Here is a 21,203-nt window from a genome sequence, read left to right on the forward strand (position 1 = left end):
AGGTCCTTCGAAGGCCCGTTGCGGGACCTTCACGCCACTTGGCCGAAGGGGCCACCCCCACTCGGGGGCGGTCCGCCCGCGACAGGCGGCCGCGGCACCGAGGCGGCCGCGAGACCGCTCAACCGGAGTCTTCGGAACGGAAGCCTCCGCCTCCAGACCCCTCCATACCCCACCCACCTGCCGGGACGCAGGTGACTTGCCGGACAGTGAAATACCGCGAGGCGAGGCCCTCATTGCTGAGAGCGCCGTCGAGTGCCTCCGGAGGGCCGGTCAACTGGGCATATGCCCGCGAGCTTGGCCCAGCCACGCTCTAGTTCAGGTTGAGCCCCGGAGCGGAGTCTCGTTGTTGCACTGCTGTGCTGTGAGCGCACGAACACCGCGCGAAGGGCCACGGCACCGGTGAACGGGAATCCAACTAGGGGGCGGCTTTGGCCGAGTACCGGAATCTCACCGAACTCGTTCGGGCGCACGCGGCTCACGGGGCCGGCAGGGACGCGCTCGTCCTGCTCCACGAGGACGCCGGCCGGATGCGCGGCGAGCGGGTCACCTACGCGCTGCTCGACGCCGAGGCCCGCCGCCTCGCGGGCTGGCTCCAGCAGCGCGGTGCCGCGGGCAAGCCCGTGCTGGTCGTCCACGGCTCCGGCAGGCTGTTCGCCACGAGCTTCCTCGCCTGCCTCTACGCGGGGGCCATCGCCGTCCCCGCCCCGCCGCCCGGCACCGTCAGGCACAACACCGAGCGCCTGGTCGGGATCGTCAAGGACACCTCGGCGGACACGGTCCTCACCGACGCGGAGAGCGCTCCCGGCGTGTCACTGCTGCTGGCCCAGAACGGCTACGGACGCGTCGCCTGCCTGGCCACGGACGCCTTCCGGGAGGAGGCCCCGCCGTGGCGCGAGCCGGGCACCGGGCCGGGCGACGTCGCGCTGCTCCAGTACACCTCGGGCTCGACCAGCGACCCCAAGGGGGTGGTGGTCACCCACGCCAACCTGCTCGCCAACCTGGAGGTCATCGCCAAGGCGCTGGGCGGCGCCAGCGAGACCGTGACGGGCAGTTGGCTGCCGTTCCACCACGACATGGGCCTGATCGGGCACCTGCTGTTCCCGCTGTCGGTGGGCGGCACCGCGGTGCTGATGCCGCCGGAGATGTTCGTGCGCCGCCCGGTGCGCTGGCTCCAGGCGATCACCGAGTACGGCATCACCGCGGGCGGCGGCCCCGACTTCGCGTACGACCTGTGCGTGCGCCGGGTCACCGACGAGCAGATGGAAGGGCTCGACCTGTCGCGCTGGGAGAGCGCGTGCAACGGGTCGGAGCCGGTGCGCGCCGAGACGCTGCGCGCCTTCGCCCGCAGATTCGCCCCGGTGGGGCTGCGCCCCGGGGCGCTGTGGCCCTGCTACGGGCTGGCGGAGGCCACGCTGATGGTCACCGGCGGCACCCCCGGCGGGCCCGCCCGCACCGTCGCGGTGGCGGCCAGGGCGCTGGAGGAGGGCCGGTTCGAGGAGGCGGCCGCCCCGGACGGCGCGGACCGGGCCGAGGTGCGGGAGCTGGTCGGCTGCGGGACCGTCAACAGCGGCCTGGAGCTGCGGATCGTGGACCCGGAGAGCCTGCGGGTGCTGCCCGAGGGCCGGATCGGCGAGATCTGGGTGCGCGGCGAGAGCGTCGCGCGCGGCTACTGGAACCGGCCGCTGGAGACCGCCGAGACCTTCGCCCGCGCCACCGCGGGCGGCGAGAAGGGCTTCCTGCGCACCGGGGACCTGGGCACGCTGGTGGACGGCGAGCTGTTCGTCACCGGGCGGCTGAAGGACATCATGATCGTGGCGGGCCGCAACCTGTACCCGCAGGACATGGAGCGGGTGGCGCAGCAGGTCAACTCGCGGTTCGGCTTCTGCACCGCCTTCAGCGTGCCGGCGGGCCCGGCCGGGGAGGAGCGGGAGCAGGCCGTGCTCATCCAGGAGGTGCGCACCAGCGGCTCCTACGACCTGGACCTGGCGGACCTGGCCGGCCGGGTGCGGGACACCGTGGCCCGCGAGTTCGAGATCGCCGTGGCCGGGGTGCTGCTGGTGCGGCCGGGCACGGTGCGCCGCACCACCAGCGGCAAGGTGCAGCGCCCGGTGATGCGCGACCTGTTCCTGCGCGGCCGGGTCGAGCCGCTGCACGCCATGCTCTCGCCCGATGTGGACGGCCTGGTCGGCGCGGGCGGGGCGGGGCGGCCGGGCGCCCCGGGAGAACGGCCGTGACGGCGGCGCTGCGCGGCGGGGAGGGCACGGCCGCCGGGACGCGGGAGCCGGGGTCGGCCGAGCGGCTGGAACGTTTCCTCGGCGACCCGGAGGCGTCGGGGCCGGGCGCGGACGCCGCCCGCGGCTGGGGCGCCGACCCGGTCGGGGCCCGCGCCTGGCTGGACGGCTGGGGGCTGCACCGCCACTACGTGCCCGCCGCGCTCGGCGGCGAACTGACCAGCTACCAGGAGCTGCTCGGCCTGCTGCGCACCGTGGCCCGGCGCGACCTGACCGCCGCCGTGGCGCACGGCGGCACGTTCCTGGGCACGGTGTGCGCCTGGATCGGCGGCGGCCCGTGGCTGGCCCGCGCGCTGGCCGAACTGGTGCTCGAGGGCGAGCCCGTCGCGCTCGGCCTCACCGGGCAGCGGCCCGGCGGCCCCGGCGGCGGCGCGCCCGGCGGCACCCCCCTCGCCGCGGCCGGCGCCGCCGCGGGACTCACCGCCCGCCCCACCGACCACGGCTACCTGCTCGACGGCGAGCAGTGGCTGCTCGGCGGCGGGGCGGACACCCGGCTGCTGTGCCTGCTGGCGAGCACCGCGCCCGGCGGCGGGCCGCGCGGCCTGACGCTGCTGCTGGCCGACACCCGCGCCCTGCGCCCCGGCTCGTTCCGCCGCCTGCCCCCCGTGCCCACCCTGGGCGTGCGCGGGGCCGGGCCCGCCGGAGTGGTCTTCGACGGCGCCGAGGTGCCGTTCTCCGCCCGGATCGGCGCGCCGGGCCAGGGCGTGGAGATCCTGCTCAAGGCCGCGCAACTGGTGCGGGTGCTCACCCCGGCGCTGTCGCTGGGCGCCGCCGACCACGCGCTGCGCCTCGCCCTGCGCGCCGCCCGGGAGCGCGGCGCCCTGTCCGAGGGGCCGCACGGCGAAGGGCTCCGGCACTCGGCGGAGCTGCGGGTGCTCGGCGAGGCGTACGCCGACCTGCTGGCCATGGAGGCGCTGAGCGCGGTGGCGGCCCGCGGGGTGCACCTGGCGCCCGCGGAGCTCGGCCCGACCTCGGCGGCCGTGCGCCACCTGGTGCCCGCCATGACCGAGGAGGTGCTGGCCCAACTGCGGGAGGTCGCCGCCCCGCGCGCGCTGCCCTTCGGCGGCGGGCCGTCCGGCGCGTTCGCCCGCCTGGAGCGCGACCACCGCGCGGCCGAGGCGCTGGACGGGAGCGCCGCCGCCGGCCTGCCCGGCGTCGCCGCCCAGTTGCGCGGCCCGTACCCGGCCGGCCCCGGCGACGCCGCCGTCCTGCCCGTGCCCGGTGAGATGTTCGACATCGCCGCGCCCCCGCCCGCCGCCCGCCTGGACCTGCTGTGCCTTCCGGTGCGGCGCGGCAGCGGCCTGCTCGCCGCGCTGCCCGGCTCCGCGCTGGCGCTGCGCCGGGCGGCCGACCACGAGCCCGCCCTGGCCGGGGCCGCCCACCACGCGGAGGGGATCGCCGCCGCGGCCGCCGCCCTGCACCGCGAGGACGGGCAGTGGCCGTGCGTGTGGCCGGCCCCCGCGGGGCCGGTCCCGCCCGAGGTGCGCGACCGGGCCCGCCGCTGCGGGCTGCTGCTGACCGCGTCCGCCTGCCTGGGGGTGTGGCGGCACAGCGAGGCGGTGCGCGGAAGCTGGCCGGACGGGCTGTGGCTGCACGCCGCGCTGGCCCGGCTGCGGGTGCGGCTGCGGCCGTGGAACAGGCCGTTCCAGGTGGTCCCGGCCCCGCCGGGCGGGGCCGCGGGGGAGGAGGACGTCTTCGAGCGCATGGGGCGGCAACTGGCGCACCGGTACCGGTCGGGCGAGACTTTCACCCTGCTGCCGTGTCCCACGGGGACGGCCCGCTGAGACCGGGCGGCCGCCCCGGGATTCGCGCCGACCGCCGCCCACCGGCCCCTACTCCCACGTAAGGTCACGTCAATCGCCGCCCACGCGAAGGAGCACCGCAGATGACGAACCCCGCTCCGAAGGTGACCCTCCCCGTCGTGCGCCAGTGGCTGGCCGAGCGGCTGGCCGAACGGCTCCGGGTGGAACCCGGGGACATCGGCCACGCCGTACCGCTCCAGCAGTACGCGCTGGACTCCCTGGCCGCGTTCACCCTGCGCGGCGCCATAGAGGACGAGTTCGGCATCACCCTGGACCTGGCCGCGACCCGCTACTACCCGACCCTGGAAGCGCTGGCCGAGCACCTGACCGAGCAGATCAACGGCCACCCGACCCCGCCGCCCGCCCAGCGGTCCGCGCCCCGGGCCACATCGCGCCCCAAGGACCGCCGCACCGCGCCGCACGGGCAGGGGTGACCGCTCCGGAGCCCGGGTGGAGCGGCGCTCGAGTCGCGCCACCGTACCGCCCGGGCTCCGCTCGTGCCGCACTGGGTGCGCGCCTGTGCGTACATGCGTGCGAACAGGGTCTTTCCGCTGGGATTGTGTTCTACGATTCGCCGTAACCACGAGCGCCGACCGTAGTGGCTCGGCTACCGGGGAGCCGCTCTACCAGGACCGCCAGTCCGGATACGTAAGAGCCGCATGTGACGGGGGAGCACGGTGATCAGAATCCTACTGGCCGAGGACATGAACATGGTGCGGGGCGCGCTCGTCGCCCTGCTGGAGCTCGAACCCGACATCGAGGTGGCCGCCGAGGTCGAGACGGGGGACGACATCCTCCCATCGGCGCTCAAGGTCCGCCCCGACGTCGCCGTACTCGACATCGACCTGCCCGGCATCGACGGCATCACCGCCGCCGGAGCGCTGCGCCGCGAACTGCCGCAGTGCCGGGTGCTCATCCTCACCAGCCTGGGCCGACCAGGTAACCTGCGGCGGGCCATGGACGCGCAGGTGTCCGGGTTCATCCTCAAGGACGCCCCGCCGGACCGGCTGGCCGGGGCGATCCGCGGGGTCGCCGCGGGGCAGCGGGTGGTGGACCCGCAACTGGCCATCGCCGCCTGGGACGCGGTGGAGAACCCGCTCACCTCCCGCGAGGTGGAGGTGCTGCGCTTGGCGGCGGGCGGCGCCGAGGCCGTCGAGATCGCGGCCCGGCTGTTCCTCTCCCCCGGCACGGTGCGCAACTACCTCACCGCGATCGTCGCCAAGCTGAACGCGCGCAACCGCGTGGACGCCATCCGCATGGCCCAGGAGTCCGGCTGGGTCTGACCGGCCCCGCGCACGGGACGGCGGCGCCGCTCACGCCGCCGTGCCGTCGGCGCCGCACCCGCGGGGCGCGCCGCCCTGGCCGTCCCGCTCGCCGCCCGGGCCCGCCGCGGCGCCCTGGTCCGGCCGCGGGCCCTTCGCCCCGGCCGCCCCGCCGTCCCGGCCCCGGCCCGCCTCCCGGGGGCCCGGCCGCCCGTCCCGGCCCGCGCCGTCCTCGTCCTCCCCGTGCTCGCCGCTACGCGGATCGAGCGGCACCCACGCCTCCAGGTGGAACCGCCCGTCCGTGCCCACCCCCGCCTCCAGGCCGCCGCCGAGGACCTCCACGCGCTGCGCCAGGTTCTCGATGCCGGTGCCCTTGCGCCCCGGCGAGTCGCCCAGCGGCGGGCGCACCCCGTCGTTGACCACGGTCAGCCGGGCGGCGCCGTCGAGCACCAGCGCCTTGATCTCGCAGCGCTGGGCCTTGCTGTGCCGCAGCAGGTTGGTCACGCCCTCGCGCAGCACGGTGGCCAGCACCGTGTTCACCGCGCCGCTCATCTCGTCGGTGTCCACGTCGATCCGCACGTCGATGTCGGCGGCCGACAGGATGGAGCGCGCCGAGGTGCACTCCGCCCCGAGTGACATCTCCCGGTAGGCGCTGGACACCGCGCGCACGTCCGCCAGCGCCTGCCGGGACAGCACCAGCACCGACTCCAGCTCCTGCTTGGCGCGGGCGGTGTGCCGGTCCGCCAGCCGGTACACCAGCTCGCTCTTGAGCGTGATCGCCGACAGGCTGTAGCCCAGCAGGTCGTGCAGGTCCCTGGCGAAGCGCAGCCGCTCCTGCGTCACCGCCAGCCTGGCCAGCTCGGCGCGGGTGTCGTACAGCTCCTTGACCAGGTCGGCCAGGCGGGTCAGGCCGAACACGGCGAGCCCGAGCGCCGGGGTGCTCACCGCGTAGTAGGCGGTGTCGAACCAGGACGCCCCCACCGACCGGTGGACGGCAGGGACGGTGAGGCACACCGCGGCGAACACCGTCCAGGCGAAGCGGCGGGGCAGCACTAGCAGGGTGGACGCGGCGAGGAAGTAGGGCGCGCCCACCCAGCCGTTGCGCGCCCACAGGAACGGCGTGTAGACCAGCAGGGCCTGCACCAGCAGCGCCGTGGGCCCGCGCCTGGTGCGCTTCAGGGTGCGGTGCCAGGCCAGGTGCCCGAACTGGAGCACGGTCAGGGTGAACAGCGTGGCGAGGCTGGCGAGCATGACGTGCTGGCTGGGCCGCCGGTCCAGCAGGTTGAACACGGCGGCTATGGGCGAGGCGACGATGATCACCGACACGATCGCGAGGGCGAAGCGGGGGGCGATCTGCGGGCGCGGGCTGACCCGGGCCCCGCTCGGGTCGTCGTCGGAGGTGGTCCAGGACCGGTCCGCGTCGTCATGTCCGACGCGTTCTCCGAGTGGCGGGCGGCGTCTGCCCCTCGTGAAACGACTGATGCCCGACATGGATCTCCTCGCGAATGATAAGCAAGCAGCCAGTGATCGCGGACGGGTGGCTGTCTGGAGCCTACGCGGCGCGGCCCGGCCGCGAACCTGAACGTGTCATTCCTCGTCGCCCGGTGGGGCGTCGGGGCAGCGAGCGGCCCAGTCGGCGTCGTTGACCGGGTGGGTCACCAGGTCGGGCATGCCCAGATGGGTCGGCGCGGCGCCCGGCCCCGCGTCGTCCTCCGGCTCCCTCGGGCCCAGGATGAACTCCCCGACGCTCGACTCCGCGCGCCAGTCCAGGCCGAAGGCCCGCGCTGCGGTCTCGGCGTCGCCGCCGCCCAGCGCGCACGGGGCCAGGCCCATCGCGGTGGCCACCAGGTACAGGGTCTGCTGGAGCACCCCCACCTCCTTGAGGATCGCGGCGTACCACATCCCGCGGTACTTCCACGACACCCGGCTGAACCGCGAGGTGAGCGTGATCAGGGCCGGCGGCGGCGAGTTCAGGCCCGCCCCGGTCTGCGCCGCGTACAGCAGCTCCCTGATGTCGTTCTCGTCCCGGTTGACCAGCACCAGCGCGTGCCCGCTCGGGTCGTAGTAGTAGATGCCGCGCCCGGCGCCCGGCGCGGGGCGGCCGATCGTCACGTAGATCTCCAGCGAGTACGCGGCCCCGCCGCTCGGGTACGGGCGCGAGGTGGCGATCATGCGCCCCGAGCTGTCGGAGGACGTGGAGAACACCGCCCGCACCCGCGCCGACCGGTACAGCAGCTCGCCGAGCTGCTCCACCGTCACCGGGTCGTCCCCGTAGGCCCGGATGGAGCGGCGCCGCTCCAGGGCGGCGGTCAGGGGCATGTCGCCCTCCAGCAGCCGCTCCAGGGACGGCCGGGGCAGGGGGACGCGCGGCCCGTCCGGCACCGGCTTGAGCAGCGGCTCGGGGGAGACCATGCCGAGGAACGGGTAGGTCGCGCCGTACGGCTCGTCGTGGCGGCCCCGGCGGCTGCGCGAGTGGAACAGCATGTCCCGGCCCGACCAGGTCACCAGCGCCGGGTCGGAGTCCTCGGTGAAGACCGGGGCGGGCCCGCCCCGCACCGTCGCGCGGTCCGCCGCGGCGCCGGGCTCGCCCGCGGGCTCGGCCAGCACCACCATCCCGGCCCCCACCAGGTACCGGATCACGTCCGTCGCGACCTCCTCCGGCATCCCTAAGGCCTTGGCGACGTCCTCCGCGGTGCCCGGCCGCACCAGCGCCGCCACCAGGCAGGCCGCGTCCGGGCGGTGCAGCACCACCCGGTGCAGGGACAGCGCGGACTCCAGCACCAGCTCGCCGTCCTCCGGGCGGAGGCTGGCGAAGCGGGACAGCCGGGCCGGGCCGGTCAGCTCGCGCGGCGGGGCGAACATCGCGCGGCGGGTCATCGGCACCACCGACATCAGCGGCGGGTCGGTGGACTCCACCGCCAGCGAGCGCACCACCAGGTACTGGAGCTGGTTCAGCAGCATGTGGAGCTGGGCCAGTTCACCGCGGACGGAGCACGGCCCCGCGCCCGGCGCGGAGGCGTCCTTCAGCCGCCCGGAGACGGCGTTGTCCAGGGACACCGGGCCGAAGGTCATGCGGCGCAGCGCCTCGCGCGCCATCGGCCCCAGGTTCCTCAGCCGCACCCCGCCCCATGGGGTGCGCATCAGCGCCTGGTCGGCGTCCAGTTCCAGATCGACGTCCTCGCGCAGCGACCACAGCTCGACCTGTCGCACGCGAGGGTCACCGGTGAAGCAGGGCTCGGTGGCCACGGGTGCTCCTTGCGTCGGTTGCCGCGCGGGCCGGAGCGACGCGCGGACGGCTCGGGGGTGTGCCGTCATCAGACGGGTCAGACGAACATGGGGACGGGGTTCAGCTCCTCGTACGACAGCGGTGCCCGGAGCCGTCCCAGCCTCACGGGCACGTCGTACAGCCTGCCCGGCGCGAAGCGCGCGCGGAAGTGCCGCAACCCGGGAACGACCACCTTCACCACCGGCAGGCCGATGTCGGGCCTGGTCTGGTCCAGCACCAGCAGCTCCATGCCGTGGGAGCGGACCAGGGACTCGATCGCCGCGATGTCGTCCGCCAGGTCGGCGCGCGGCTCGTACCGGTGGTGGCCCCGGGCGCGCAGCGGCGCCCGCGGGTCGGGGAGCAGGTAGGGGTGCTCCTCGACGGTGGCCGCGGTCCACCAGCGCACCAGCTCGGCGCTGCGGGTCGCGTAGCCGGTGCCGTCCGGCTTGGCGTCGACGACGAAGGGCAGCATCTGGTTCACCTCGGTGAGCGCCCGCCGCAGCGCGACGGCCGGGTCGAAGTGGGTGCCGAAGCCGAACACGATGTCCTGCGGGCCGCCGCCGGTCCGCCGGGAGAACGCGGCCGTGGTGGGGATGCCCAGGTCGGAGGTGAGGTCCAGGGCCCACACCGCGCGACCCAGCCCGTCGTGCAGGGCCGCGGTCCGCGCCACCCACGGGTCGTCGAAGGAGCGCAGGTCCACCCCGGGCAGGGGGGTGCGGTTGTACCACCACAGCGCCGCCGCGTCCCGCTCCACCAGCTCCAGGAACCCGTGCACCAGGGCGTCCTCCAGGCTGGCGCCGGACGCGCTGCCGTTGGAGTCCGCGAACGCGAAACGGCGCCCCGACGAGGCCGGGGCGCGGTAGTACAGCAGCGAGGTGGGCAGCAGTCTCTGCCGCCGCTCGGTGAGGGACCACAGGGGCGTCCAGTCGATGGCGGCGCCCTCGTCGAACGGCTCCACGACGTGGTGCATCGCGCTGTGGCCCGCGTTCCAGCGGCGGCGGTCGAGGAACTGCCGCTCGTGGTAGAGCTGGCAGGCGTCCGGGTGCACGGCGCGGTCGGCGAGCTCCCGGTAGGAGCCGCGCACGCGCGGCTCGTCGCCCTGGAAGTGGCCGCTGTGCCGCTCCAGCGCCTCGCACAGCGCGCTGACCCGGGCGTGCGTCTCGGTGACGCCCTTGCCGCCGTTCTCGCCGCGCAGCCCGGCGCTCAGCTCGCCGAGGCTGCCGTGGCCCAGGGAGACGTTGGGCCCGGACCGGAAGACGTTGAGACCGGCGGGGCCCCGCCGGTCCCGCTCGATCGCCTTGACCACGCCGGTGACCGGGCTGACCAGGTGGCCGTAGTCGGCGAGCACCTGCTCGGGCGGGGCCGCCCGGTGGTCGCCGCCCTCGACGGACGCCTTGGGCCGGGGGGCGGGCACGACCGGGCGGGCGACGCGCCGTGCCACCAGCGTCGGGTCGCCGCACTCCGGGCACTGGGGGCGGGCCCGCAGCGGGTGGGGACGCCCCTGGAGGGAGAGGGTGTCCAGCACCCAGACGGCCTCGTGGGCGGGCGAGGGATGGCCGGCGAGCCACTTGACGGCCTCCAGGGCGGCCAGCCGTGCGCCGACGCCGTCCAGGGCGGGCACCGCGCCGGCGGGGCGCGGCACCGGGCCGCTGCGGCCCAGGGCGCGCTGCACCCGGTCCTCGGCCTGCCGGTGGCCGCGCAGCCGGTGCGCCAGGCAGTGCCAGCACGGGCCGCCGCGGCGGAGTACCGGGCCCGCCCACAGCTCGGCGCCGACGGGGCGCGCGGGCAGCCAGGGGCGACGTTCGGCGCGCTGGGCGGCGTCGATCTCGGCGAGCTCGGGGCGGAGGTAGTCGTCGCAGAGCACCACCGTCAGGTCGGCCGCGTCCCGCTCGCCCACCAGGCGCACACCCGACGCCGCGAGCGCGGACTCGGCCTCCGCGGTGTCGACGCCGCCGACCGCGGTCACCCGGGCGGTCGCCGCGGTGGTGCGGGCGTGCGCCGCCGCGCCGTCCAGGCCCGCGAGGCCCCAGTAGACCTCGGCCGCCTCGGCACGTGGGCAGGGCGCCGCGTCGGGGGTCACGCGCCGCAGCAGTCCGGCGCGCGTCAGCCGCCCGACCAGCTCCTCCACCTCGCGCCGCACGGAGTCGTCCGCGCCGCCGGGACCGGGGTCCTCACCGCCCGCCCCGCCGGCGGCGCGCAGGGCGCGGACGAGGCCGTCCACGTCCCGCGTGCCGTCGAGCAGGGGTACCAGCTCCTCCAGCCGCGCCCCTGCCACCGCGAGGGCGCCGCGCTCGGAGAAGAGGTAGGCGGCCTCTCCGGGGACCACCTCGGCGCGCAGATGGGGTCTGAAGCCCAGCAGCCCGCCCCCGGAGGGACCGTCCTCGTCGCGTACTCTCACGCGTGGCTTCCGGACACCGGCTCAGGACCCCCCGCCTCGGGAGTGCTGAAGCAGAACCCCGCCTCAGGGGTGCTGAAGCAGAAGCCCGCCTCGGGAGTGCTGAAGCAGAAGCCCGCCTCGGGGGTGCTGAAGCAGAACGCCTCTCCCTTGGCGTGCTCGGTGAGCGGAGCGCCCCACCAGGGGTCCAGCTCCTCGATGACCAGCTCGGGCAGCTCGCCTGCCGCGGAGTCCGGTGCGACGGCGGAGAGCTCGCGCTCCTCGCCGATTGAGGCACCGGCCGCGCTCGCCACCACGGTCGTGTCGTGCATTGGTTGCTTCCCCCATTCACAGCAAGCGCCGCCCTGGCGGCGGCGACTGTTGCTGAGGAGTCTGCGGTGGCGTCAGCCTTGGTCACCAGTGGCCATGTCATGGTCAAAGCCTGAAATCTTCATGGTGGGCGTCGGAGAAGCTCAGGAAGAGTCTCGTGATGCTCTCACTGGCCCCCGTTTCGCCCGTCATGACATGTTGCATCCACGGTCGGTCAAGCCCGACCGGTCCGGCGTTGCAGGGGGCCTCAACCGTTTCTCCTGTTACACCGTCGGACTAACCCAAGCCGGGGGACCAAAAGACCATGGAGATACGAGTACTCGGACCGCTCACGGCCCAGGAGAACGGCGTCTCGATCGTGCCGAGCGCGGGCAAGCCGCGCCAGGTGCTGGCGCTGCTGGCCATCCGTGCGAACGAGGTCATGCCCGTCCTTTCTCTGATGGAGGAGCTGTGGGGCGCGGAACCGCCGCGCAGCGCCCCGACAACGTTGCAGACGTACATCCTCCAGCTCCGTCGGCGGATCGCCGACCTGCTGGAGAAGTGCAATCCCGGCAGCGGCCAGCAGGCCAAGGACGTCCTGGTCACCCGGCACGGCGGGTACCTGCTCGACGTCCCGCCGGGCTCCGTGGACGCGCACGAGTTCGACCGCCTCGCCACCGCCGGCGGCCAGGCGCTCGAGGCCGGCGACGACGAGGCGGCGGTGCGGCTGCTTCGCCAGGCGCAGGACCTGTGGCGCGGTCCAGCCCTGGTCGACGTCCCTGTGGGAGCCCGGCTCGAGCTGGAGGTCACCCGGCTGGAGGAGGACAGGCTCGGCGTCCTGGAGCGGAGGATCGGCGCGGAGATGCGCCTGGGCCGCCACCACGAGCTGCTCAGTGAACTGGCGGTGCTCGCCGCGCAGCACCCGCTGCACGAGGACCTCCAGGCACAGTACATGATCGCGCTGTACCGGTCCGGCAGGCCCTGGCGGGCGCTGGACGTCTACACGAGGCTGCGCGACACCCTCGTCGGGGAGCTCGGGCTCGAGCCCTCCCCCCGGCTCCAGCGCCTCCAGCGGGCGGTCCTCGCCTGCGACCCGGCGCTGGACGAGCGCGGAGGCCGCGGGGGCCGGATCCCCGAGCGCTTCGCGGTGTGACCCGGCTGTAGCACTCCCCGCGGGCCGGTCAAGGCTCCGGTGACGATCGACGCGACTTCGAGTGGGGCTTGAGGTACCGAACTCAAGATGCCCACGCACCGCCGCGTCACGTTCACCGGAGCCTTTCCGGCGTTTCCGTAAGGAGCAGACCATGGAGACCTTGGACCCCGACACAGGGGAGAGCGTCTTCCGCGACTGGCTGATCGACCGCCTGAGCCTGCACCTGCGGTGCGACCGGAGCCGGATAGCCGTCGACGTGCCATTCACCGAGTACGGCCTGGACTCGGTGGCCGCCATCGGCCTCACAGGTGAGATCGAGGACGAGTTCGGCATCGTCCTGGAGCCCACCGCGGCCTGGGACCACCCCACGGTCGCGGGCCTCGCGGCCCTGCTGACCACCAGGACCGGAGCCTCCGCGGGAGCCGCGTAGCGGCGACCGCCCCGCCACCGCCGGACGATCCGTCCGGCGGTGGCTTCGTCGTGTCCGCGGGCCCGTGCGGGCCACCCCCGCGAGGTGCCGCCCGGCCGGGTGTCGAGCCGCTCACGAACCGCTCGCGAGCGGTTCGTGAGATGCACAGGGGTGTGCCTGGGGACGACGGGACGAGGACCGCGCCCGCCCGACCGGGACGCGTCCTCGCCGCCGAGCCGACGGGAGCCCGCCGTGTGCCGCCTCGCACCCCCGCCCACCGCCGGCCGACGCCCCCCTCGGCCCTCGCCGCCCCCCTTACCGGCGGCCCGCCGGGCCCCGGCCCGCCCGCTCAGGGCCCCGCCGCCCCGCTCCCGGCCGCCTCGCCGGGCGTGACGATCTCGCGATCTGCCCGAAAACCTCCCGAAAACTGCACAGAAAACCGCGTCCGGCGGCCTGCCTGGCATATGACGGACTCATGGCACGAACCGGTGTCCGTTCACGATGCATGCATGATGCCGCCATCTTGACGTCCCCGCGTTCAGCCGCTCCACGGGGACCGCGCGCCCACCGCGGAGGGACCCGCACCGGCAAGCCGGACCTGCACCGGCAAGCCGGACCGGGACAGCAGGCGGGCCGGGACGAGCAAGGCGGACCCGGACAGCAAGAAGGCCGCCCTCCCGAAGGGAGAGCGGCCTTCTTCTCAGGTGCGCCGCCAGGGACTCGAACCCCGAACCCGCTGGTTAAGAGCCAGCTGCTCTGCCAGTTGAGCTAGCGGCGCTCGCTGACGGACGAAATACTACCCGAACCCGGGGGGTGCTCCGCGCCAAGATCGCCGAGCGGGTCCCGCCGTGGCCGGGCTCACAGGGCGAGCGAGAGCATCAGCGGCGCCGCCCGCTGGTTCAGCAGCTCCGCGGCCTGACGCAGCCGGAAGGTCTGGCCGACCGGCATCGACAGCGCCAGGCACCCCGCGGCCGAGCCCGCCGTCACCGGGACGGCGGCGCACACCGTGCCGGGCGCGTACTCCTGGAGGTCCAGCACCGGGGCGGTGGCCGGGTGCTTCTCCAGCCGGTTCAGCAGCAGCCGCTCATCGGTGATCGTGTGCGAGGTGAGCCGCGCGGTGCGGTGCCGGGACAGGTGCTCGCGGCGGCCGTCGTGGTCGAGCTGCGCGAGCAGGCACTTGCCGATGGCGCTGGCGTGCCCGGCCGCCCGGAAGTCCACCCACTCGCTGACCCGGGGCGCCAGCGGGCTGTCGGCGCAGTCGACGATGACGATCTCGCCGTTGTCGTAGCGGCTGAAGTACACCGCGGCGGACACCTCGTCGCGCAGCGAGCCGAGGCCCGCGTGCAGCCGCTCGCCGAGCTCGCGGCGGCGGTCGGAGCCGCCGAGCCGCAGCATGGCCTCGCCCAGCACATAGCCGCCGCCGTTCAGGCGCCGCAGGTAGTTCTCCCGCAGCAGCATCCCGATGAGGTGGGCGACGGTGCCGCCGGGCAGGCTCAGCTCGCGGGCGAGCTGGTCGGCGGAGACGCCGTGCTCGTGCCGGTCCACGGTCTCCAGCAGGCGCAGCGCGTTGTGGACCGCGCCCGCCGGTGCGACCTGTCCGTGCTCCAGCGCCACGGTGTCCCCCTCGCAGGTGTGACCGTTCGCGTCGTTGCCGTCGCAACCGGTCACCGACGGTGCTGACGTTCTTCCGGGCCCGGCGTCTGGGCCGGATACCACCATAGCCCCAACGCGCGGGCGCGAGGTGGCCGTTGCGCAAGCCCGCGGCGGCCCGGATCCGGGCCGCGGCCCGGGGCGGTCCCGGGGCCGCCGTGTCACCCGTGCCGCCGGTTCCGCCGGGGCGGACGGGTGCACGCGGTGACCCGTTCCGGCCACGGCGGCGCGGCGGCCACGGCGGCGCGGCCCGGACGGGGGAGATTCGCCGTACCGGGCGCGGGCCGGGGTGTGGCCGGCCCGCGGCGGGGGACCCGGACGAGGCGGCCGGGCAGGGCACTGGGAAGGAAGGCGGGCAGCGACGTGGCTGACGACAAGTACGAGAAGTGCGTGGTCGAGCAGGTGCCCAAGCAGTTGCTCATCGGCGGGCAGTGGCGTCCCGCGGCCGAGGGCGGGGAGTTCGAGGTGGAGGACCCGTCGGTGGCCTCGCCGCTGTGCGCCGTCGCCGATGCCCGGCCGGAGGACGCCTTCGCCGCGCTGGACGCGGCCGCCGCCGCCCAGCCCGCCTGGGCGGCCACCGCGCCCCGCGAGCGCGGGGAGGTGCTGCGCCGCGCCTACGAGATCCTGATCGACCGGCAGGACGACCTGGCGCTGCTGATGACGCTGGAGATGGGCAAGCCCGTCACCGAGTCGCGGGCGGAGATCCGCTACGCGGCGGAGTTCTTCCGCTGGTTCTCCGAGGAGGCGGTGCGCGTCGGCGGCGACTGGCAGCGGGCCCCGGACGGCGGCGGGCGCCTGCTGGTGATGCGGCAGCCGGTCGGGCCGTGCGTGCTGATCACCCCGTGGAACTTCCCCATGGCCATGGGCACCCGCAAGATCGGCCCGGCCGTCGCCGCGGGCTGCACCATGATCGTCAAACCGGCGCACCAGACGCCGCTGAGCATGCTGGCCCTGGGCCGGATCCTCGGCGAGGCCGGGCTGCCCGACGGCGTGCTGAACATCCTCACCACCACCCGGGCGGGGGAGGTCGTGGCGCCGCTGCTGGACGACGGGCGGGTCCGCAAGGTCTCCTTCACCGGCTCCACCGAGGTCGGCCGCACCCTGCTGGAGCAGAGCGCCCGGCAGGTGCTGCGCACCTCCATGGAGCTGGGCGGCAACGCCCCGTTGATCGTCTGCGCCGACGCCGACCTGGACCGGGCCGTGGACGGCGCGGTGACCGCGAAGCTGCGCAACTCCGGCGAGGCGTGCACCGCCGCCAACCGCATGTACGCCCACCGCTCGCTGGCGGAGGAGTTCACCGACCGCCTCGCCGCGAGGCTGGCCGCCTGCAAGGTGGCCCGCGGCACCGAGCACGACGCGGAGGTCGGGCCGCTCATCGACGGCGCCGCGCTGGAGAAGGTCGCGTCGCTGGTGGACGACGCGGTCGCGGCGGGCGCGCGGGCCGTGCTGCCCGGCGGCCACATCGAGCACAGCCCCGGCTACTTCTACGCGCCGACGGTGCTCGCCGACGTGCCGCCGGAGGCCCGGCTGCTGAAGGAGGAGGTGTTCGGGCCCGTCGCGCCGGTGGTGCCGTTCGACACCGACGAGGAGGCGCTGGCGCTGGCCAACGACACCGAGTACGGCCTGGTGTCCTATGTCTTCACCCGGGACCTGCGCCGCGCGGTGGCCTACGCCGAGGGCCTTCAGGCGGGCATGGTCGGGCTCAACAAGGGCCTGGTCTCCACCCCGGCCGCCCCGTTCGGCGGGGTCAAGCACTCGGGCCTGGGCCGGGAGGGCGGCCGGGTCGGCATCGAGGAGTTCCTGGAGGTGAAGTACGTGGCGGTGGACGTGTGAGGCCACGCCCGGCGGCGGCCCGCGGGAACCGCCGCGGGCCCGGGGCCGTCCCCTCCGGGCGAGTGCGATCGACGTGACGTGGACGGGGGAGCGGTGCGGGGAGTGCGTGGTCTGGTGGCCGTGGCCGTGGCCGGGCTCGTGGTGGCGGGGTGCGGCGGGGACGGCGGCGGCGAAGGAGACGACCCCGCGCCGACCGGCAGCCCGTCGCCGAGCGTGTCGGCCACCGGGTACGAGGTCCGGCGGATCGACCGGCCGCAGATGTCCCTCGGGGTGAGCGTGGGGGCCGGGGAGCGGCTGACCACGTCGCCGGACACCGCGGGCGACGGGTGCCCGGCCACCTGGAGCGCCCTGGAGTCGGACGGCGAGAGCGCGGTCGTCCTCACCGTGTATGGCCCCGACTGCCGGCACGACGGCACCGCCAAGCCCGGCAACGGGCGGCACGGCGCGTACCGGTCCGCCGAGGACGTCCCCGCCGACCGGCGCGCGGGCGCCGAGCGGGTGCGGACCCCGCTCGGCGAGGCGCTGGTGTTCACCCAGCCGTACTTCGAGTGCACGCAGAGCTGCGAGGAGTGGGAGGAGCCGGTCGCCGTGATCGACCTCACCCGGCCGGCCGACCCCGGCTTCCCCACCCTGGTGGTCAGGTCCGACAAGGGCGTCATCGGCCAGGACGAGCTGACGGAGTTCGTGCGCCACCGTTTGGAGCCGTGAGCCCTGAGCCGTGAGCACCGGGCCCTGAGCACCGCGCCCTGAGCACCGGGCCGGGCCCGCGGCCCCGGGACCGGCGCCCGGCGCCCGGCGTCCGGACGGCGGCGCGGCCACCGGTTCCTGGGGCCGCCGCCGGCGAGGAATATCCGGAGAGGTGGTCCGGTTGTGCGCGGGGACGAACCCCGACCCGCGAAGGAGCGCGCGCCGTGACCACCCACCGCCCCGACCCGATCCGCGGTGCCGCCCGAGGCTCGGCTCCGGTGCCGCTCTCCGTGCTCGACCTCGCCACCGTCGGCACCGGCCAGACCGCGGGCGACGCCCTCGCCACCAGCACCGAGCTGGCCTGCCGCGCGGAGCGCTGGGGCTACCACCGGCTGTGGGTGGCCGAGCACCACTCGATGCCCGGGGTCGGCAGCTCGGCCCCCGCGGTGCTGCTCGCCCACCTCGCCGCCGCGACCCGCACCATCCGGCTGGGGTCCGGCGGGGTGATGCTGCCCAACCACGCGCCGCTGGTGATCGCCGAGCAGTTCGGCCTGCTGGAGGCGCTGCACCCGGGGCGGATCGACCTCGGCCTCGGCCGGGCCCCCGGCACGGACCCGGCGACCGCCGCCGCGCTGCGCCGCACCGAGGGCAGGTCCGCGGCGGAGGGCGCCGACGACTTCCCGCAGCAGCTCGCCGAGCTGACCGCGTTCCTCGACGACTCCTTCCCCGACGGCCACCCGCTGGCCCGCGTCCACGCCGTGCCGGGGCCCGTGCAGGGCAAGGTGCCCGGCGGGGTGCCGGGCACCGGCCGCCCGCCGGTGTGGCTGCTGGGCTCCAGCGGCTTCAGCGCCCGGCTGGCGGGCGCGCTCGGTCTGCCGTTCTCCTTCGCGCACCACTTCTCGGCGCAGAACACCCTGCCCGCGCTGGAGCTGTACCGGGAGAGCTTCCGGCCCTCCCGGGTGCTGGACGAGCCGTACGCGATGGTGGCCGCGTCCGTGGTCGCCGCGGACACCGGGGCGGAGGCGCTGCGGCTGGCCCGCTCCGGCGCCCTGGCCATGCTGCGGCTGCGCGGCGGCCGCCCCGGCCTGGTCCCCTCCCCGGAGGAGGCGGAGGCGTACCCGTACACCCCGCTGGAGGAGGAGTTCACCGCCCACTGGCTGCGCAACGTCATCCACGGCGACGGTCCCGGAGTGCGCGAGGGCATTGACGAGCTGGTCAAGCTCACCCAGGCGGACGAGCTGATGATCGTTTCGAATGTGCACGGGCACGAGGCGCGGCTGCGGTCGTACGAGATCGTGGCCGGGGTGTACGGGACGGGGTGACCGCTCGGCCCGCCGAGCTCGCTCCGCGGTGGAGGGCCGCGTCGTCGCGGGCGCGCCGCCCGGGTGCACCGCGACGGTGCCGCCGCCCGCCTGGACGCACGCGGTCGGCCGGGCGGGCCGTCAGCCCTTCGTCACCCGGACGGTGTACCGGCCCTGCGCGTCCTTGGCCACCACCCGCACCAGCGTGCCCGTCGGCTCGTGGTGGTAGCTCTGGCCCACGGCGAACGGGGCGTCGTTGTGGGAGTTGAAGGAGGTGCTGCTGGACCGGCAGGCGTCCGTCGCCGGGTTGGCGTCCAGAACGCGGACCGGGCCCTGCCCGGAGGGCACGTCCGTGCGCAGCCAGTACAGCAGGACGCCCTCGCTGCACCCGCCGCTGTCGTTGCCCTGCCTGCTCCTGACCTCCAGGGCGAACGCCCCGGTCCTGCGGGCCGGGATGACCACCAGCTTCCTGCCGCCCGGCACCTCCACCGGCGACAGGACGTGCTCGGTGGTGCCGCGCCGCGTCACGCAGCCCACCTGCCCGGGCTCCAGCCAGCCCAGCTTCCACTTGTGCCAGGCCAGGAAGTCGCTGTGCAGGCCCCAGTCCAGGGACATCATGTCCCACTGGCCCGCCCACCGGTCGGTGCGCCGGAAGTCGTGCCCGGCGTACAGGTCGGGCAGGCCGAAGATGTGCCCGTTCTCGTGGTTGAGCACCCGGTGCCCCGCGGCGTCGTGGCTGTACAGGACGGACACCTTGTCCAGGCGGGCGCCGTCGTCGGTGACGGCGGCGGTGGCGCCGGTCCAGGTGACCGACAGCACGCTCTGCGCGGCGGGCGGGCCCGCGTTCGGGGTGACCAGGACGTTGACCAGGTCGTAGCGGCTGAAGTCCACCTCGCGGTCGGCGACCTTCAGCAGGTCGCGCATCATCCGCTCGTGCACCCGCCACCCGTAGCCGCGCTCGATCCCGTACTCCCGGAACCCGCGCGGCATCCGGTAGTACTTCATGACCGGGTGGGGCTCGTATCGCAGCTTGCCGTACGAGCTGGTGGTGAACCACTGCTGGGCGGCGGGGAAGAACTCGGCGTACCGGCGCTCGGCGCCCTCCTGCGCGGGCGCGTCGGGGAAGTCGACGAACAGCACCAGCGCCCGGACCCGGCCGGTGGCGCGGGCGTAGACGGAGTGGTCCACCGGGAAGCCCTCCGACATGGTCACCCCGGGCACGGCAGGCAGCGCGCACGGGCCGGGCAGCGACGGGTCGGCGGGGCCCGGCGCGGGCGGCAGGGCGGAGGCGGCGGGGGCCGCGGTGGTCATCGCCACGGCGAAGGTGACGGCGGCGGTCTTGGCCCGCCGGACGAGGGCGGGTATGGGGCCAGCGGCGGGACGGGTCGGCTGCTCCACTCGGCCTCCCTGGGTAGTCGGGGACACCTGCCGTGCGTGCGGGTCGCGGGGCGGGCGCCGCGCCCGGTCATTCGGTCCTGACGGCCTCCACCGTGTGGGTGCCGTCCTCCTCCCGCCCCGTCACCCTGACCACCACGCCGTTCCTGTCGTCGCGGAACTCCTCCCCGACGGCGAACGGGGCGTCGGCGAGCGGCGGGTGGACGGCGGTGTCCTGGCAGGCGGAGGTGGCGGGGTGGGCGTCCATCACCCGGATGGGCCCGGCGCCCGACCGGACGTCGGAGCGGACCCGGTACACCAGGACCCCCTCGGCGCAGGAGCGGGTGTCGTTGCCCGCGCGGGCCCGCACCTCCACGGCGTACACGGTGGTGTCGTCCAGCCGGACGACGAGGAGCTTGGCGCCGCCGGGCACCTCGACGGGCGCCAGGCGCGCGGTGGCCCGGCCGGGTTCGGGCAGGCACACGACCTGCTCGGGCTCCAGCCAGCCGAGCTTCCACTTGTGCCAGGCGAACGGGTCGGGGGACAGGCCCTTCTGGTCGCCCATCAGGTCCCAGTCGCCGACCTCGCTGTTCCAGTCGCCGTGCGGGTCGCCGGCGGCGGGCCGCCGGTACAGGTCGGGCAGGTCGAAGACGTGGGCGCTCTCGTGCGCGAACACGTGCGGGTCCGGGGGGTGCGCCTCGAAGATCGTGCCGATGTGGGAGAGCCGCACGCCGTCGGCGACGATCGGCCGGGCCAGGTTGACGACCTTGGTGGCGTCGGGGTCCACGCCCGGGGCGTCCGGGTCGGCGACGAAGAAGACGGCGTCGAACTCGCGGAAGTCCACGTGGGGGTCGGCCGCGTCCACCGCGTCGGCGAGGAAGCGCCTGCGGGGCTCGGCGTCCCAGTCGCGTTCGATCCGGTAGTCGGTGGACGCGTCGGGCATCGGGACGAACCCCGGGACGGGCACGAGGTTGAAGTCGAACCTTCCGTAGGAGGCGGTGTCGAAGAAGCCCTGGGTGTCGGGGATGTGGTCGGCGGCTATCTGGTCGGTGGTCAGCACCGGCCGCGAGTCGGGGAAGCTCAGGAACACCAGGGCCGCGTCCACCCGGCCGACGGGACGGGTGTAGGAGCGGTTCCAGGTGTCCAGGCCCTCCGAGTGGTGGGCCCTGGTCCGCACCGACGCGCACCGGCTCTCCGGCCCGTCCGGCGAGGCGGGGCCGGCCGTGGCGAGGGAAAGGGTCAGGGCCGCGACGATGGCCGTGGCGCCGCAGAGGTGGCTCCGCATAGGGACCATGCTGGGCGGAATGTCGGACCGCGACCCCTTTTGTTACGCCGCTCGGGCACACCTCGCAGGTCCCTTGGGCGTGTCTCGGGTACGACTCGAGTTCTGCGTGAGTCCGGCACGAGCCGGGGGTGCGGCCGGGGCGCGCCCGCCCGCGGGCACGGCGTGCGCGCCGCCGCGGGAGCGGGTGCCGCGGGCCCGGGGGCGCCCC

Annotated in this window: 16 protein-coding genes and 1 tRNA gene; 9 read left to right on the top strand and 8 right to left on the bottom strand. The window is 75.2% G+C overall.

The genetic code is table 11. From position 1 onward, the window contains the following. Positions 1-428: 428 nt before the first annotated feature. The 4 genes from ACYVO2_RS13970 to ACYVO2_RS13985 all read left to right on the top strand — a co-directional run bounded on the left by ACYVO2_RS13970 (position 429) and on the right by ACYVO2_RS13985 (position 5,376). Positions 429-2,234 carry a fatty acyl-AMP ligase gene (locus ACYVO2_RS13970; protein WP_461008074.1) on the top strand — a complete coding sequence of 602 codons (1,806 nt, stop codon included), beginning with the start codon at positions 429-431 and terminating at the stop codon, positions 2,232-2,234. Beyond that, positions 2,231-4,075: an acyl-CoA dehydrogenase family protein gene (locus ACYVO2_RS13975; RefSeq protein WP_461008075.1), complete on the top strand. Its 1,845-nt coding sequence runs from the start codon at positions 2,231-2,233 to the stop codon at positions 4,073-4,075. Before ACYVO2_RS13970 ends, ACYVO2_RS13975 begins: the two co-directional genes overlap by 4 nt. Positions 4,076-4,176: 101 nt before the next feature. Further along, the gene (locus tag ACYVO2_RS13980) at positions 4,177-4,527 is read left to right on the top strand and encodes an acyl carrier protein (protein ID WP_461008076.1); all 351 of its coding nucleotides are present in this window, start codon (positions 4,177-4,179) and stop codon (positions 4,525-4,527) included. Between the two features lie 243 nt (positions 4,528-4,770). Continuing rightward, entirely contained in the window at positions 4,771-5,376 is a 606-nt protein-coding gene (locus ACYVO2_RS13985; protein ID WP_461008077.1) for a response regulator transcription factor, read from the top strand. A 30-nt stretch (positions 5,377-5,406) separates the two neighbouring features. On the opposite strand, the gene ACYVO2_RS13990 is transcribed toward ACYVO2_RS13985, so the two are convergent. The 4 genes from ACYVO2_RS13990 to ACYVO2_RS14005 all read right to left on the bottom strand — a co-directional run bounded on the left by ACYVO2_RS13990 (position 5,407) and on the right by ACYVO2_RS14005 (position 11,326). Further along, entirely contained in the window at positions 5,407-6,846 is a 1,440-nt protein-coding gene (locus ACYVO2_RS13990; RefSeq protein WP_461008078.1) for a sensor histidine kinase, read from the bottom strand. 96 nt (positions 6,847-6,942) lie between these two features. Next, positions 6,943-8,601, bottom strand: a complete 1,659-nt coding sequence (locus ACYVO2_RS13995) for a SagB/ThcOx family dehydrogenase (RefSeq protein WP_461008079.1) — start codon at positions 8,599-8,601, stop codon at positions 6,943-6,945. A 77-nt stretch (positions 8,602-8,678) separates the two neighbouring features. Further along, positions 8,679-11,018, bottom strand: a complete 2,340-nt coding sequence (locus ACYVO2_RS14000) for a TOMM precursor leader peptide-binding protein (RefSeq protein WP_461008080.1) — start codon at positions 11,016-11,018, stop codon at positions 8,679-8,681. Next, a complete protein-coding gene (locus tag ACYVO2_RS14005) occupies positions 11,015-11,326 on the bottom strand; it encodes a hypothetical protein (protein ID WP_461008081.1) in 312 nt (103 codons plus the stop codon). Before ACYVO2_RS14005 ends, ACYVO2_RS14000 begins: the two co-directional genes overlap by 4 nt. A 302-nt stretch (positions 11,327-11,628) precedes the next feature. Here ACYVO2_RS14005 and ACYVO2_RS14010 point away from each other — a divergent pair, with 302 nt between their 5' ends. Beyond that, positions 11,629-12,456, top strand: a complete 828-nt coding sequence (locus ACYVO2_RS14010) for an AfsR/SARP family transcriptional regulator (protein ID WP_461008082.1) — start codon at positions 11,629-11,631, stop codon at positions 12,454-12,456. A 151-nt stretch (positions 12,457-12,607) separates the two neighbouring features. After that, positions 12,608-12,886, top strand: coding sequence for an acyl carrier protein (locus ACYVO2_RS14015; protein ID WP_461008083.1), 279 nt, complete (start codon positions 12,608-12,610; stop codon positions 12,884-12,886). Between the two features lie 684 nt (positions 12,887-13,570). Here ACYVO2_RS14015 and ACYVO2_RS14020 read toward each other — a convergent pair. Together ACYVO2_RS14020 and ACYVO2_RS14025 are read right to left on the bottom strand one after the other, a co-directional pair. After that, positions 13,571-13,643: transfer RNA gene (locus ACYVO2_RS14020), tRNA-Lys, on the bottom strand. An 80-nt stretch (positions 13,644-13,723) separates the two neighbouring features. Further along, on the bottom strand, positions 13,724-14,479 hold the full coding sequence (locus tag ACYVO2_RS14025) for an IclR family transcriptional regulator (protein ID WP_461008144.1): 756 nt from the start codon (positions 14,477-14,479) through the stop codon (positions 13,724-13,726). Positions 14,480-14,878: 399 nt separating this feature from the next. On the opposite strand from ACYVO2_RS14025, the gene ACYVO2_RS14030 reads away from it, so the two are divergent. The 3 genes from ACYVO2_RS14030 (at position 14,879) to ACYVO2_RS14040 (ending at position 18,357) form a co-directional block, all read left to right on the top strand. Further along, on the top strand, positions 14,879-16,348 hold the full coding sequence (locus ACYVO2_RS14030; protein WP_461008084.1) for an NAD-dependent succinate-semialdehyde dehydrogenase: 1,470 nt from the start codon (positions 14,879-14,881) through the stop codon (positions 16,346-16,348). Between the two features lie 102 nt (positions 16,349-16,450). Then, positions 16,451-17,056 (top strand): hypothetical protein, encoded by a 606-nt coding sequence (locus ACYVO2_RS14035; protein ID WP_461008085.1) that lies wholly within the window; start codon positions 16,451-16,453, stop codon positions 17,054-17,056. Positions 17,057-17,259: 203 nt separating this feature from the next. Then, on the top strand, positions 17,260-18,357 hold the full coding sequence (locus ACYVO2_RS14040) for an LLM class flavin-dependent oxidoreductase (RefSeq protein WP_461008086.1): 1,098 nt from the start codon (positions 17,260-17,262) through the stop codon (positions 18,355-18,357). Positions 18,358-18,477: 120 nt separating this feature from the next. On the opposite strand, the gene ACYVO2_RS14045 is transcribed toward ACYVO2_RS14040, so the two are convergent. Together ACYVO2_RS14045 and ACYVO2_RS14050 are read right to left on the bottom strand one after the other, a co-directional pair. Then, positions 18,478-19,734 (bottom strand): M6 family metalloprotease domain-containing protein, encoded by a 1,257-nt coding sequence (locus ACYVO2_RS14045; RefSeq protein ID WP_461008087.1) that lies wholly within the window; start codon positions 19,732-19,734, stop codon positions 18,478-18,480. Positions 19,735-19,801: 67 nt separating this feature from the next. Beyond that, positions 19,802-20,995 carry a M6 family metalloprotease domain-containing protein gene (locus ACYVO2_RS14050; RefSeq protein WP_461008088.1) on the bottom strand — a complete coding sequence of 398 codons (1,194 nt, stop codon included), beginning with the start codon at positions 20,993-20,995 and terminating at the stop codon, positions 19,802-19,804. Between the last annotated feature and the right edge of the window lie 208 nt (positions 20,996-21,203).

Source organism: Streptomyces capparidis, assembly GCF_054782095.1.

Excerpts from the sequence above, each read along its gene's own strand:
- ACYVO2_RS14050 (WP_461008088.1), bottom strand. The coding sequence starts at position 20,995 with ATGCGGAGCCACCTCTGCGGCGCCACGGCCATCGTCGCGGCCCTGACC.
- ACYVO2_RS14005 (WP_461008081.1), bottom strand. The coding sequence starts at position 11,326 with ATGCACGACACGACCGTGGTGGCGAGCGCGGCCGGTGCCTCAATCGGC.
- ACYVO2_RS14015 (WP_461008083.1), top strand. The coding sequence starts at position 12,608 with ATGGAGACCTTGGACCCCGACACAGGGGAGAGCGTCTTCCGCGACTGG.
- ACYVO2_RS14010 (WP_461008082.1), top strand. The coding sequence starts at position 11,629 with ATGGAGATACGAGTACTCGGACCGCTCACGGCCCAGGAGAACGGCGTC.
- ACYVO2_RS13990 (WP_461008078.1), bottom strand. The coding sequence starts at position 6,846 with ATGTCGGGCATCAGTCGTTTCACGAGGGGCAGACGCCGCCCGCCACTC.
- ACYVO2_RS13980 (WP_461008076.1), top strand. The coding sequence starts at position 4,177 with ATGACGAACCCCGCTCCGAAGGTGACCCTCCCCGTCGTGCGCCAGTGG.